The organism is Polycladomyces abyssicola (genome assembly GCF_018326425.1).
Taxonomy (GTDB): Bacteria; Bacillota; Bacilli; order Thermoactinomycetales; family JIR-001; genus Polycladomyces; species Polycladomyces abyssicola.
Genome location: NZ_AP024601.1, coordinates 3,010,176 through 3,024,812, shown reverse-complemented (window position 1 = coordinate 3,024,812; position 14,637 = coordinate 3,010,176). Strand labels below are relative to the sequence as shown.

Sequence of the window (14,637 nt, the reverse complement as noted above, 5' to 3'; positions counted from 1 at the left end):
ACGGCTTGTAAGGGGAGAATAACCGATCAAACGGCTCATATAATGTAGCAGACATTCTGAAGAGGGGGCGAAGGGAGTGCACGATTACATCAAGGAGCGCACTATCAAGATTGGCCGATACTTTGTGGAAACTAGAAATACCGTTCGCATGATAGCAAAGGAATTCGGTGTTTCCAAAAGCACGGTACACAAAGATCTGACGGAACGACTACCCGAGATTAACCCCGAACTCGCCAGTCAAGTAAAGGAAATTTTGGAATATCACAAGTCGATCCGTCATTTAAGGGGAGGAGAAGCCACCAAGATCAAATATAAACGAAAGCATAAGCAGAAGGAAAACGTTCGTGGAAAAAATATCACAAAGGTAAGTATCACCACTTAACCATTGGGATGGCCCATTTCATACCCGCGTTTCCCGTTGACGATTACATATATGCGATCTGTCCGGGCCGAGTGAGCTGCACAGAGATGATCCCTTTTTTGGCAATCATAAATCATTTTTGGATAATTGAATTGCGATCTTCCCACAGGGATCATTTCTTCCCCCTTCCCCTTCCCGCCTTGCCAGGAAGTGTAGACTTATAACAACAATTGCGATATATTCTATCTATGAAGACGATCCCTTTGGTGAGTCTATGGTTGATCGGTACAGTACCCTGATCAGCGGATAACAACCGAAGATGCGGCAGTGTACCATTGAAACGAACATGCCGAACGTTCCAATCGGGATGCATTCCCCATACCATACATAAAGATACAGGGCAAGGGCGGGGGCGATCGCATCCCAACACCCATCTTCAGATCCCTTGTACGATGGAAAGCGGTTGACAGCCTTTTTGTGTACATTTTCACAATGTTTCCCATTAAAGTGGACGAGCCGCTTTCACGTCGATCCAACAGTTGTTTGGAGAGGATTAGCATATGCAAGAGGATAAAAAAAAGCCCGATACCAGCCATTCGACGTCTCATCTGGTTATTTCCGAATCTGAACAATCGAACGTGGAGAAAGCTGATTCCGCCCAACCTACCTTATCCGGAAAGCCGGAACTTGGAAACTGGAAATGGAGCGAGGATACCCCCACTGAAAAAGAAATCAATCCTGCCTCCCCATCCTCTGACCTGGTAGAAACCGAACCGGAATCGAATGGTGAAGCGGAATCCGTTTCGCCGGTTGTTTCACCAGTGGAACCGACGGAAGATCAGGAACCGGAAAAAGAGGAACCGTCCGCCGAAGAAGGGAAAGCGACACCATCCGACAGTGAGGAAGGCGATACAAGCCCGGATTCTCTCAGCCAGCAACAGGTAGATCCGAAGGTGATCGAAGAAGCTTCGCAGGTCGATGAACAGGATGATCAGGCGGACGAATGGGAAGAGGATGACGAGCCCGTTCGAAGACCGATCGGCAAGCTGAAATGGAGCCAAGACGATGAAGCGCCCCTTGATACAACCGCCCCGATCGCGGTTGCGGCGGAAGCGGTGCAAGATGCACCCTCATCGACCCCGGAGCCGTCTCAATCAACGGCGGACAAGGTTGAGGATGAGCCGAAGGACATTTCACAGAAAAGCGGGTCAGGAGCCAAGTGGGTAAAGCAAACCTTGTTATTCCTTCCGTTGGTGTGGGTCATCGTATTGGCAGTCGGTTTAATGATCGGTTATGGTGTGATGGGGGATCAACCTCCAGGTGAGGTATTCAACCCGGATTTGTGGAAGCATCTGTATGATTTGATCTACGGGTGAGTCAAAGCCCCGCCCTGCCCATGTGGTAGCGCGGGATCTTTCTTGCCGTCTTTTTGGATGCCGAAAATCGGGTATAATACAGTAGGAATGCCGTGAGGAGGGACCCCGTGTGAACGTGCCCAACCTGTTGACACTCTTTCGATTCGTGTTGATTCCGCTGTACTTATTCCTCTTTTTTTCCGATCTTCCGAATCGGATGTATTGGGCTTTCGGGGTCATCCTTTTGGCGGGATTGACGGACGTGGTGGACGGTTATTTGGCTAGAAAACACCGGCAAGTGACCCAATTGGGTATCATGCTGGACCCGTTGGCGGATAAACTGATGATGCTGTCCGTGTTTTTGTCGTTGTTGATATCGGAGCGCATCAGCATTTGGGCAGGTGTGGCGATCGTCCTTCGCGACGTGGGGATGATCGTCGGTTCCGCTTTCTTCCATCTTCGCGGGAAACGAACCGTACCGGCCAATGCATTAGGGAAACTGACCACGTTTTTGTTTTATGTCGCGTTGTTTTTGTTGATGTTCGAGCTGCCGTTTGCGCAGTCCTTCTTGTGGGGCGTGATCGCGCTTTCGTTTGTAACCACGCTCATCTATTTATTCCAATTCAAGATGATCAACCAACGTCTGATGTAGTGGATTCAGTCAACGAAGCAGGGGGTGCCCTTCTTGCCTGAGAGAAACGTCATTCGTTCGATTATGGTGGAAACGCCTTCAAAACCCGGAAACTTGGGGCGAGTAGCAACCGCTATCGGTTCGGTGGGCGGTGATATCGGAGACATCGTCACGGTGCAGATCGGACCGTTCACCACCATGCGTGACATTACCGTGCATTGTGAGAACGAGGAGCAATTGCATGCCGTCATCGACGCGATCCAAAGCCTGGGTGGCGGAATCCGGGTCCGCACCGTATCCGACGACGTGCTACGTGCGCACGAAGGCGGAAAAATCCATATGAAAAGTAAAATGGACATCCGCTCGCTGGCCGACTTGCGGCAGGTCTATACGCCGGGCGTGGCCAACGTGTGCCGGGTGATCCAGGAAGATCCGGAAAAAGCGCGCATCTACACCAGTATCGGCAACACGGTTGCCATCGTGACGGACGGTACCGCTATTTTGGGGCTCGGTGACATCGGTCCCGTGGCCGGGATGCCGGTTATGGAAGGGAAAGCGGCGTTGTTTGACCGGTTTGCAGGGATCAGCGGCGTACCGATTCTGTTGAACACCAAAGATCCGGATGAAATCGTACGGACGGTCAAAACGATCTCTCCCGGATTCGGCGGTATTTTGCTGGAAGATATCGGTTCGCCGCATTGTTTTGAAGTGGAAGACCGGCTGAAGGAAGAGTTGGATATTCCCGTCATGCACGATGACCAGCACGGTACCGCGGTTGTCACATTGGCGGCTGTCATCTCCGCTTGCCGTTGTGCCGGAGTGGATTTAAAGGAAGCAGTGGTTGGACAAGTTGGTCTGGGAGCGGCGGGTCTCGCGATTTGCCGGATGTTCCTCGCCTACGGTGTCCAACGCGTACACGGTGTCGATTTGAACGAAGATGCCAAGAAGCGACTCGCGGCATACGGTGGGGAACCGCTGAACAGCTTGGAAGAACTGATGCAAACGTGCGACATTGTCATCTCCACCACCGGTGTACCTGGGTTGATCAAACCGGAAATGATCCGGGAAGGACAAGTCATCCTTGCGCTGTCCAACCCGAAACCGGAGATTGAGCCGGAAGATGCGCTTAAAGCTGGGGCCGGTTTTGCTGCTGACGGACGTTCGGTCAACAACGTGTTGGGCTTCCCCGGCATTTTCCGTGGTGTACTGAATGCGGGAGCCAAACGCATCACTCACGAGATGCTGGTAGTGGCAGCCGAAGCCATCGCCGACTGCACTCGGGATGGAGAACTGGTTCCGCACCCCCTCAACCCCAAAGTGCATCGGGAAGTAGCCAGGGCAGTGGAAGAAGTGGCTGGTCGTGGCTTGTGAAGGGGAAACGGAGTTTTTAGTTGAACCAAGCTCCCAAGTGAGCGACAAGACCTAAGCCCGACCGAACATCGAATCGGGAAGCGCGGAATTGAATCACGGGCAAATCCTCCAAACGAAACGTACATTGCTCGTGATCTGCACTCCTCGGGACTGAGGTCTTAGGGAAAAAAGGCGCCGAAAGGCTTTCGGCGCCCTTTTTATTTGAACCCCTCAATGGGGGACTGTTCTTATTGTAAACGGCTGAAAGCGGAACATACCTGCCGCATCGTGGCAATCCCCCGTTTGATTCGCTATAATGGGATCAGCAACTCGTGTTTTGGTTCGGAAAGGAGTCGAAAAATATGGAAATGGACGCCATAGCGATCCAGCAAGTCATCCCGCATCGATATCCGTTCTTGTTGGTGGATCGGATCGTGGAGGTCGAAGAGGGAAAACGTGCCGTCGGAATCAAAAACGTCACCATCAATGAACCGTTTTTTCAAGGGCATTTTCCCGATTATCCGGTCATGCCCGGTGTATTGATTGTGGAGGCGTTGGCACAAGTGGGTGCGGTCGCCGTACTCGGCTTGGAGGAGAATCGGGGTAAGTTGGCATTTTTCACTGGAATCGACAAATTCCGGTTCAGAGAGCAAGTGAAACCGGGTGACGTGTTGGAGTTGGAAGTGGAGATGGTGAAACTGCGCGGCTCGCTCGGCAAAGGGCAGGGAACCGCAAGAGTGAATGGGAAAGTGGTGGCTGAGGGAGAATTGATGTTTGCCATCACTGATCCCCGATAAATTCATAAAGGAAGGTCCCATTCGGGCCTTCCTTTCCTTCCGTCAAGGAAACCTTTCCAATCACAACCACATGCGAATAAGGAAATAAATAAATCCCCACAGTGGCAGACTCAGGATCATACCGTTGATCAACCCCACCGCACAAGGGAATTCATGAAGAGTCTGTTTCTCGTTCATTTTGCTCGCTCCCGTTTGAGTTGCTGTGTTTTTATTATGGTCGAAGGAATAGGTGTTCATCCTTGATTCAGCGGTGGGTAGCCTGGGGGGAAATTTGCCAGGAGGTCGTTTGCAGATGAAAGTTGTGACCGTTGTCGGGGCACGACCCCAATTCATCAAGGCCGCACCTGTCTCCCGCAAATTGCGTGAAAAAGGGACGGAAGTGTTGGTTCATACGGGACAGCACTATGACAAGTCCATGTCGGACGTTTTTTTCGAGGAACTGAATATTCCCGCGCCTGATTACCACTTGGGTGTCGGTTCCAAATCCCATGGTGCACAGACGGGTGAAATGCTGGCCAAAGTGGAAGAAGTGCTGTTGGCGGAAAAACCGGATTGTCTCTTGGTGTACGGCGATACCAACTCAACGTTGGCCGGTGCGTTGGCCGCTGCCAAACTGCATATCCCCGTTGCGCACGTGGAAGCGGGTCTTCGCAGTTTCAATCGCCGCATGCCGGAGGAGATCAACCGGGTGTTGACTGACCATGTTTCCCGCTGGCTCTTTTGCCCGACAGAAACAGCGGTGCGTCATCTGAAGAACGAAGGGATTACTGATGGTGTCCATCTGACGGGGGATGTGATGATGGATGCGGTGTTGTACAACCGGCAGTTGGCTGATGAGAAGTCAAATGTGCTGGATCGCTTGGGTCTTTCCTCCCGTTCATATGTATTGGTGACGCTCCACCGGGCGGAGAACACCGATGTACCTGAACGGTTGGCGGGAATCGTCCGGGCGTTGAACCAATTGTCTGTGCCGGCTGTACTGCCGCTCCATCCACGGACGCGCGGTAAGTTGGCCCAGACCGGGTTGACCATTGACAACCCCAATGTACGCGTAATCGAACCAGTGGGGTATTTGGACATGCTGCAGTTGGAATCCCACGCCAAGAAGATCCTGACCGATTCCGGCGGGGTGCAGAAAGAAGCCTTTTTCGTTTCCGTCCCGTGCATTACGATGCGGGATGAAACCGAATGGACAGAGACGGTGGAGCTGGGATGCAACATCCTGGTCGGAGCCGATACCGACAAGATTCTGGATGCCGTGGAACGGTTTGAAGTGGACTTTTCTTCGGTCGCGCCGGTGTTTGGAGATGGACATGCCGCAGACCACATCGCCGAGCGCTTATCGGCGGACCTTTAATCCGCAGGGGTCATTCTACATGGAAAGGAATCGACATAGCCATGCGATTGAAAGTATTAGTCATTTCACACATGTATCCAAACCCTGCCAATCCGATGTCCGGCATTTTCGTGCACAATCAGGTGAAGGCACTCGCCGCCGCAGGCGTCGAGTGCCGGGTCGTTTCTCCGATCCCCCGGTTTCCGCTGTACCCCAAATGGAAAGCGTACCGGGAATTTCCCAAGCGAACGGTGATGGACGGCATTATCATCGATTACGTTCCCACTTGGATGTTTCCCGGGGGATTCTTTTTCGGAATGTACGGCATGTTGTATTACTGGTCACTGTCCCGCCATTTGACTGCGTTGCGTCGGGAGTTTCCGTTTGATCTCATCCATTGTCATACCATTTATCCCGACGGACACGCCGGTGGCAAGCTGAAATCACTGTTCGGCGTTCCGGTTGTCAGTACGATCCACGGTTCGGATATCCGTCTGTATCCCAAGCGCAGCCGTTGGGTATATCGCAACACCGAGGAAGCGCTCCGTCTGTCCGATCAAATCATCGCTGTGAGTGACCGCCTGCGCAAGGAAGCTTTGGAAATGGTGGCCGGGATTGAGGCCGTCACCATTTACAACGGTTTTGATCCGACCCGCTTTTACCCCCGAAATCAAAAGGAAGTCCGGCAACAGTTGGGGTTGGATAAACAACACAAAATCGCACTGTTTGTCGGAAACTTTTATCCAGTAAAGGGATTGTCCCACCTGTTGACGGCATTTGCCCAACTGGTGAAGAAGGACCCTTCCGTCCGCCTTGTGATGGTGGGAGACGGGCCGCTCAAGTCGCAGCTTCAGCGCCAATGCCGAGAAGCGGGGATCCAGGATTATGTTCTCTTTCAGGGACGCAAGCCGCATGACGAAATTCCGTTGTGGATCAACGCTGCTGATGTGGTGGTGCTGTCCAGTTTGAGCGAGGGGTTGCCGTCGATTCTGCTGGAATCGATGGGGTGTGGAAAACCGTTTGTGGCGACCGATGTCGGCGGGATAGCGGAAATTCTTCAACACCGGAAGACCGGTTTTCTCGTCAAGCCGGAAGATGCGGATGAATTGGCGCGTTATCTGTCCATCTTATTAATCGAAGAAGAAGGATTGGCGCACGATATGGGCGAGCGCGCCTACACCCTTTCGGGCTCACTGACATGGAAAGAAAACGCCGAACGGGTGAAGCGGTTGTACGAACAAATGTTGAATCAGCAGGTAGGTTGACACATCGTCGTGATCAGCGGAAGCCAGAAATCGGTTTTCACCGAGACCAAGGCGTGTCTGGTAAGTATCTGTCCACATTCGGAAAGCATTTGCTCCCTTACGGAATACTTGCAGTCATTTCAAAGGAATGTGTGATATTTTCTTGACAGGGATACAAAAAAATTGTCAACTATGTTACAGTGTTAAATGGGTTTTGTAATGTTCCTGTAACATAACGAGGAAAAGTTTGGATATCACGAAGGGTACTGGCAGGAGCTTGATCTGGTGGTGGGAAAAGGAGGATTTACGTGATACGCTATGGAATCGTCGGCTGCGGTCACATCGCCAAAAAACATGTGGATGCGATCGCGGCAGTGGATGACGCCCAATTGGTGGCGGTGTGTGACACCAACCCCGAGCGGTTGCAGGCATTTGCGACGGACGGGGTCCAAGGATACACCGATTTGGCGGACATGCTCAAAAATCCGGACATAGACGCGGTTTGCATCTGCACACCCAGCGGCCTGCACGCCGATCTGACGATACAAGCGGCGGAAGCGGGGAAACATGTTGTCGTGGAAAAGCCGATGGCGCTCACGCTGGAAGATGCCGACCGGATGATCGATGCTTGTGAGAAAAACGGTGTCCTGATGGCGGTGGTTCATCCCAACCGTTTCCGTCCGGCCATTCGCGAATTGCGCAAGAAAATGGATGCCGGTGCATTTGGCAAGATTGGCCATGCCAATGCGACGGTCCGGTGGAATCGAAACCAGGCATATTACGATCAGGCGCCGTGGCGGGGAACCAAAGCGATGGATGGCGGCGTGCTGATGAACCAGGCCATTCACAACTTGGACCTGTTGCTGTGGATGATGGGCGAAGTCGACGAAGTCCAATCGTATCAAGCGACGCGGATCCGCAATATCGAAGCGGAGGATACGTCCGTCTCTGTTGTCCGTTTCAAAAACGGCGCTTTGGGCGTGATCGAGGCGGCGGTCACCATCTATCCGCGTAACCTGGAAGAATCCCTCAGCATTTTCGGCGAAAAAGGCACGGCCGTCATCGGCGGACCGACTGCCAACTGGATCAAAACTTGGAAGTTTGAAGACGAACCGGAAGAGGTATCAAAAGAAACGATTGCCCGTATCGAAGAAGATCCGTTCGGTATTCCGGGGCATCAGTGCATTATCCAGGACATGACAGAAGCAATTCAGACCGGGCGCAAGCCGATCGTTTCCGGAGAGGAAGGTCGTCGTGCGCTCAGTTTGGTCATTGCCTGTCAGCTCGCTGCCGAGACGGGACAACCGGTAAAAATGGATACATTGGAGCGAAAACAGAAGAAACGGGGGTAAACCATGAATATCCCTTTGCTTGATTTGAAGGCTCAATACGCCAAGATTCGTGAAGAAGTCCGGCGCGCGGTGGACGAAGTGCTGGACGGAGGACGTTACATTCTCGGACCAGAAGTGAAAAAATTGGAGGAGGAAGTGGCTACATTCAGCCAAGCCAAATACGGCATCGGCGTGGGCAACGGTACGGATGCGTTGGTGCTGACGCTGGACGCGCTGGGGATCGGTCCGGGGGATGAGGTGATCACCTCGCCGTTTACCTTCTTCGCCAGCGCGGAGTGTATTTCCCGCGTGGGTGCAACGCCGGTGTTCGCCGACGTCGACCCGAAAACGTACAATCTGGATCCGGCCAAAGTACGGGAAAAAATCACCGATCGGACCAAAGCGATCATTCCGGTTCACATCTTCGGGCAACCAGCTGATATGGACGAAATCATGGAAATCGCCCGGGAACACGATCTCTACGTGATCGAGGATGCCTGCCAAGCGATCGGTTCGGAATACAAAGGACGCCGGGTGGGTTCCTTCGGTCATGCGGCATGCTACTCCTTTTTCCCGACCAAAAACCTGGGCGGTTACGGTGACGGCGGGATGATCGTGACCAACGACGAATCGCTGGACCGGAAACTGCGCAGCCTGCGTGTTCACGGAAAAAGCGAGAAATCCAAGTACTACAACAACGCAATCGGCTACAACAGCCGTTTGGATGAACTGCAGGCGGCGATTCTGCGTGTGAAATTGCGCTATCTGAATGAATGGAACGAAGCGCGTCGCCAAAAAGCCGCGCTGTACGACGAACTGTTGAAGGATACGCCGGTGGTGACGCCGTTTGCGGCTGAGGATCGCAAACACATTTATCATCTGTACATCATCCAAGCGGAAAACCGCGACGGTCTCATCCAATATTTGAAGGAAAAAGGCATCGCTACGGGAGTCTATTATCCGGTACCGTTGCACCATCAGGAAGTGTACAAAGATCTGGAGTACGGCAAAGGCAGTCTGCCTGTGGCAGAAGAGCTGTGCACCCGCACGATGGCACTGCCGTGTTATCCGGAGCTGTCTGATGAAAATGTCCGTATGATCGCGGATGCGGTAAAAAGCTTCTATAATTCATGATGAAAAAGGGATGAAGGACCGTGGAAAACAAAACGCTGCTTCAAAAAATTGAAGACAAAACAGCGGTCATCGGTGTGGTCGGTCTGGGTTACGTCGGCCTGCCGCTGGCCGTGGAAAAAGCGAAAGCGGGTTATCGTGTCATTGGGTTTGACATACAGAAAAAACGGGTTGACATGGTCAACCAAGGGATCAACTATATTGGTGACGTGGTGGACGAAGAGCTGGCTCAAATCGTTCGGGAAGGCCGTCTGAGCGCCACCACTGACTATGATCACATCAAGGACGTGGACGCGGTGGCCATCTGCGTGCCGACGCCCTTGGATAAGTATCAGCAGCCCAACACCTCCTATGTGGAAGGTTCCGCGCGCTCCATCGCCAAGCGGCTCCACAAGGGGATGCTGGTCGTGTTGGAAAGCACGACATACCCGGGTACGACCGAGGAAGTGGTCCAACCGATCCTGGAAGAGACGGGCTTGAAAGTGGGTCAAGACTTCTTCTTGGCTTATTCGCCGGAAAGGGTGGACCCCGGTAACAAGGTGTACAACACCAAAAACACTCCGAAAGTGGTCGGTGGTGTGACACCGGAATGCACCAAGGTGGCGGCGGCATTGTACCGTTCGGTGCTGGAAGGGGAAGTGCATGAGGTATCCAGCCCGCGGGTGGCGGAGATGGAAAAAATCCTGGAAAACACCTTCCGTCACATCAACATCGCTTTAGCCAACGAAATGGCCATTTTGTGCAACCGGATGGGCATCGATATCTGGGAAGTGATCGATGCGGCCAAAACGAAGCCCTACGGGTTTATGGCCTTCTACCCGGGACCGGGTCTTGGCGGGCACTGCATCCCGATCGACCCGTTCTACCTGACATGGAAAGCGCGGGAATACAAGTACCACACCCGCTTGATTGAGCTGGCCGGCGAGATCAATAACTACATGCCCGAGTTTGTGGTGGAGCGCTCCATGAAAATTCTCAACCGTTACGGCAAGGCGCTCAACGGGGCCAAAGTGCTGATCCTGGGTGTGGCCTATAAGAAAGATATCGACGACCTGCGCGATTCCCCGGTGCTGGATATTATTCAGTTAATGGAGAAAAACGGCGCCAATCTGAAGATCAACGAGCCGCACGTGCCGACGTTCACGCTGAACGGCAAGGAGTACAAGAGCGAGGAACTGACACCGGAATTGGTGGAACAGGCGGATCTCGTGCTGATCACAACAGACCACAGTGTCTATGATTACCAGATGATCGCTGACAAGGCGAAAGTCATCTTCGATACGCGCAATGCATTGAAAAACGTGAAAGAGATTCGTGCGGATTATGAAAAACTATGAGGGGAACGCCATGAACCATTACATTCACGATTCCGTTCAACTGGGCGACAACGTGAAAATCGGTCATTTTTCGGTCATCGAAGAAGGCGTCGTGATCGGCGACAATGTGGTGATCGGCAACAATGTGACCATTCACGCCGGCACCGTGGTGGGGAACAATGTCTCCATCGCCGACAACAGTGTCATCGGTCGTTGGCCCAAACCGGCCAAGACCAGTACGGTAAAAGTGGACGCCGAACTACCGCCGCTCCGCTTGGGCGATGGATGCAACATCGGGGCCAATGTGGTATTGTACCGCGGCAGCACCTTCGGCGATGAGGTGATGATCGGCGATCTGGCCTCCGTTCGCGAGAAATGCGAGATCGGTCGGAATGTTGTCATCGGCCGGGGCGTGGCCGTCGAAAACCAGGTGAAGATCGGGGAATATACCAAGATTCAAACCAACGCCTATATCACCGCTTACACTACATTGGAAGACCACGTATTTATCGCGCCGACGGTCACCACGACCAACGACAATTTCATGGGCCGGACCAAGGAACGGTTCAAATTCGTCAAAGGACCGTACGTCAAACGTGGTGCCCGCGTTGGCGGCGGCTCCATCTTGCTCCCCGGCGTCACCGTGGCAGAAGAGAGTTTCATCGCGGCGGGCGCTCTGGTTCATCGTGACACCGAACCGGCAAAACTGTACATCGGCGTACCGGCCAAACCGTTGCGGGACGTGCCTGACCGTGAGAAGCTGGAAAACCAAGAATAAGAGAGAGAATCTAGGTGTAAACCATGCGAAACAAGCTAAAACAGCTTTTCTCCGATTCCGCTTCGTTCGCCATCGCCACGATGGGCAACAAAATGGTGGCATTCCTGTTGCTCCCCATCATGACGCGGCATTTACGTGCCGCGCAGTATGGGGACTGGGATCTCACCAACACCCTGACATTGGTAGTCACGTACCTGAGCGTGTTGGGTATGGACGCCGCCTTGGCGTTTTATTACTTTGATGCCAAGGATGAGCAAGAAAAAAGGAGCTATTTCACCGCAACCGTGCTGTTTAGCAGCGGGATATGCGTGTTGTTCCTGCTCGTTACCCTGTTGTTCGGCGATCCGCTCAGCCGCTTGCTCTACAACAAGCCGTACGCGGATGTCATGGCGATTGCCATCGCTGCGACGGTGGGAGCGATCGTCATCCAGCATACGCTGGCGCTGGCCCGGTACAACCGGCGTGTATGGCTGTTCAACATCATGAGCATGAGTTACGTGATAGGTTCCAACCTGCTCAGCGTGATCTTTTTGATCTACGGCCAAGGCGGTGTACGCGGTATCTTTTTCGGCCAGTTAGTGGGGCAAATCGCGGTGGCGGCCATTCTCGTTTTTCTCTTCCGCCGGGAATTCACTTGGCGTGTAAAGAAAAAGCACTTGCTCGACTTGCTGCGTTATGGAGCCCCGTTATTGCCCACCATGCTGGCGTTTTGGGTGATGAATGCCATGAGCCGGCCTATGATCTACCACATGGTGTCCGAAAGTGAGGCCGGGATCTATGGGGTTGCGTTCCGCTTCGCCACGATGGTGGCACTGGTGACATCCGCTTTCCAGTTGGCGTGGCGCCCATTTGCGATGTCCATCAAGGAGCGGGAAGATGCCCCCCGCATTTATAGCTTTGTAGCCAGGGCCTTCTTGGTTGTCGGTGCTTTCTTCATTTTGGGACTGGAATTCATTATCCAGCCCCTGATCCAATGGACGACGGGGAAACCCGAATACTGGTCCGCTTACCCCTATGTTTGGATGTTGTCGTTCGGTACGGTGCTCAACACCCTACACTTAATTGTCGGTGTCGGCTTGCTGATCCAGAAGAAAACAAGCACGATTTCGAAGGTCTTCATCATGGCCGCAATTTTGTACTTCATCGGTAATTTCATTCTTGTTCCGTTGTATGGCAACTGGGGCACGGCAGCGATGACCGTCGTCACATATTTGTTCGTCGTCCTGTTGATCTATCGCAAATCGCAACAGGTATATCCGGTTGCATTTCGCATGCCGTCCATGTTGGCTTTTTTGGCGGTGTACCTGGTGACGATGATCGGAATCACCTGGATTCAAGTGAATGATTGGCCAGACAAATGGGTGTATTATGTGGTCGCGACACTGATCAATATCGCGGCAGTTTTCATTACGGGCGTATTCCGGCTGCGTTCGTTGCCTGTTTTGTTCCGGATGATGCCCAAAATCGGACAGAAAAGGTGAGGATGTTGAGTTCACTGATGTTACCGAGACAACAGTGGCTGGAAAAGCTGTTTTACGCGATGATTGCGTTTGCTTTGTTGGGCCCCACGCTGGGGGTCAAAGTACCGGGGTTTAAGCTGACGTTTTTCCGCGTCGCTTTCTTTGCCCTGGCGGTGGCGTTGATCCTGCGCTGGGTCAATGACAAAAGCATCGAAGCCTCTCATATGTACCGCATTCGATGGTACTGGGCGTTTTTTGCTTTTTGGGTGGCCTATGCCGCCATTTCCCTCACTTGGGTGATCGATCTCGGAAAAGGGATCAAGTATCTCACGTTCCTGTTGATGATGACGCTTCTCTGTTTGTCGTTTCCTTTCTTCGCCAATACGGAGAAGCAGTTCTGGCAGACGATGCGCACGCTGTTTTGGGTGTTTTTCGGTATTGTCGCCTTCGGCTTTTTTGAATCGATCACCTTTTTCCATTTGCCGTCTTCCCGTTATTGGTTGAGTGATGCGCCCAACATCACCTCTGTATTTGAAAACCAAAACGATCTGGCTACGGCGATTACGCTGGCTCTTCCGTTTATCGGGACAGCGCTGTACATGTTCAAAGCATCCCGCCAAACCAAGGTGCTGGCGTATATCACTGTCGTTGTGGCCTTGTATTGCCTCTTGGCGACCGGTTCACGTTCCAACACAATGATGGCCCTGCCGCTCATCCTGTTGGCGTGGGCTGTCTCGTTGCCGTTCACAGTGGACCGGGAGAAGCTGAAGAAAAACTTCCTGCGGGGATTGGGTGTATTTCTCTCCATCGTTCTGATCGTCGGGCTGTTGAACGTCACCTTGCTCTCCGGTGGAAAGAACAGCGCGCGGGCCAAATTGGCCAGCACGTTTGGCATCTTCCTTGATCTGAAGGGAGATTGGAAGGTCCCGACCGATCAGGAAGGAATTGAAGCAGGGGAAGGAACGGGCGGCACCAGCATCACCGTGCGCAAAAACCTCCTGCTGTACGGACTGCACTACCTGCAGGAAAGCAATTATATGGGCGTCGGGGCTGGCAATGTAGAAGCTCACAATGAAGCAAATTTGGGGAAAGGCATCAACAAAGTCAATATCCACAACTGGTGGGCGGAAGTGCTCGTCAACTTTGGCGTGTTGATTTTCGTCATGTATATGGTGCTCTATTTCGGTCTGTTGCGCAGGTTGTGGCGGTTGGCCAGCATCAAACGTTCTCCCCACTTGTCACCGCTCATCCGCTGGGGAGCGCTGTCCAGCCTGTTATCGCTGATCGGTTTCTTTATCGGTGGGGTGGCACCGAGCAGCTGCATCCATTTCACCCCGATGTGGATTTCCTACGGGGTGGCGTTGGCTGTGGTCGTGCTCGGTGAACAGCAACGGAAAAAGGCCGAACAGGAGACTGAGGCAACCACCGTCAACAGCTGATGCCTTTTTGCTGTGAGTGTAGCGGATCTGATAAAGAAGGGTGACCTTTTCCACCGTGGACGTCGCAATGACGAGAAGGAAAAAGGTCACCCCGATCTTGGATTTCCC

General features: G+C 52.9%; 13 protein-coding genes. All 13 read left to right on the top strand.

Features of this window, described 5'->3' with window-relative positions:
• Positions 1-76 precede the first annotated feature (76 nt).
• The gene (spoIIID, locus tag KI215_RS14985; protein WP_212773486.1) at positions 77-382 is read left to right on the top strand and encodes a sporulation transcriptional regulator SpoIIID; all 306 of its coding nucleotides are present in this window, start codon (positions 77-79) and stop codon (positions 380-382) included.
• 539 nt (positions 383-921) lie between these two features.
• Positions 922-1,737: a DNA-directed RNA polymerase subunit beta gene (locus KI215_RS14980; RefSeq protein ID WP_212773485.1), complete on the top strand. Its 816-nt coding sequence runs from the start codon at positions 922-924 to the stop codon at positions 1,735-1,737.
• A 109-nt stretch (positions 1,738-1,846) separates the two neighbouring features.
• Positions 1,847-2,368, top strand: coding sequence for a CDP-diacylglycerol--glycerol-3-phosphate 3-phosphatidyltransferase (gene pgsA, locus KI215_RS14975; RefSeq protein ID WP_212773484.1), 522 nt, complete (start codon positions 1,847-1,849; stop codon positions 2,366-2,368).
• A 63-nt stretch (positions 2,369-2,431) separates the two neighbouring features.
• A complete protein-coding gene (locus KI215_RS14970) occupies positions 2,432-3,718 on the top strand; it encodes an NAD-dependent malic enzyme (RefSeq protein ID WP_420830199.1) in 1,287 nt (428 codons plus the stop codon).
• A 341-nt stretch (positions 3,719-4,059) separates the two neighbouring features.
• Entirely contained in the window at positions 4,060-4,494 is a 435-nt protein-coding gene (gene fabZ / locus KI215_RS14965) for a 3-hydroxyacyl-ACP dehydratase FabZ (protein WP_205492179.1), read from the top strand.
• A 292-nt stretch (positions 4,495-4,786) separates the two neighbouring features.
• Positions 4,787-5,851, top strand: a complete 1,065-nt coding sequence (wecB, locus tag KI215_RS14960; RefSeq protein ID WP_275956720.1) for a non-hydrolyzing UDP-N-acetylglucosamine 2-epimerase — start codon at positions 4,787-4,789, stop codon at positions 5,849-5,851.
• Between the two features lie 41 nt (positions 5,852-5,892).
• A complete protein-coding gene (locus tag KI215_RS14955; RefSeq protein ID WP_212773481.1) occupies positions 5,893-7,095 on the top strand; it encodes a glycosyltransferase family 4 protein in 1,203 nt (400 codons plus the stop codon).
• 287 nt (positions 7,096-7,382) lie between these two features.
• Positions 7,383-8,426 (top strand): Gfo/Idh/MocA family protein, encoded by a 1,044-nt coding sequence (locus KI215_RS14950; RefSeq protein ID WP_212773480.1) that lies wholly within the window; start codon positions 7,383-7,385, stop codon positions 8,424-8,426.
• 3 nt (positions 8,427-8,429) lie between these two features.
• Entirely contained in the window at positions 8,430-9,539 is a 1,110-nt protein-coding gene (locus tag KI215_RS14945) for a DegT/DnrJ/EryC1/StrS family aminotransferase (protein ID WP_212773479.1), read from the top strand.
• A 20-nt stretch (positions 9,540-9,559) separates the two neighbouring features.
• Positions 9,560-10,873 carry a nucleotide sugar dehydrogenase gene (locus KI215_RS14940; protein WP_212773478.1) on the top strand — a complete coding sequence of 438 codons (1,314 nt, stop codon included), beginning with the start codon at positions 9,560-9,562 and terminating at the stop codon, positions 10,871-10,873.
• A gap of 10 nt (positions 10,874-10,883) precedes the next feature.
• Positions 10,884-11,630 carry an acyltransferase gene (locus KI215_RS14935; protein ID WP_212773477.1) on the top strand — a complete coding sequence of 249 codons (747 nt, stop codon included), beginning with the start codon at positions 10,884-10,886 and terminating at the stop codon, positions 11,628-11,630.
• Between the two features lie 23 nt (positions 11,631-11,653).
• On the top strand, positions 11,654-13,111 hold the full coding sequence (locus tag KI215_RS14930; RefSeq protein ID WP_212773476.1) for a lipopolysaccharide biosynthesis protein: 1,458 nt from the start codon (positions 11,654-11,656) through the stop codon (positions 13,109-13,111).
• A 17-nt stretch (positions 13,112-13,128) separates the two neighbouring features.
• Complete coding sequence (locus KI215_RS14925) at positions 13,129-14,529, top strand: O-antigen ligase family protein (protein WP_212773475.1); 1,401 nt, start codon at positions 13,129-13,131, stop codon at positions 14,527-14,529.
• The last annotated feature ends 108 nt before the right edge of the window (positions 14,530-14,637 follow it).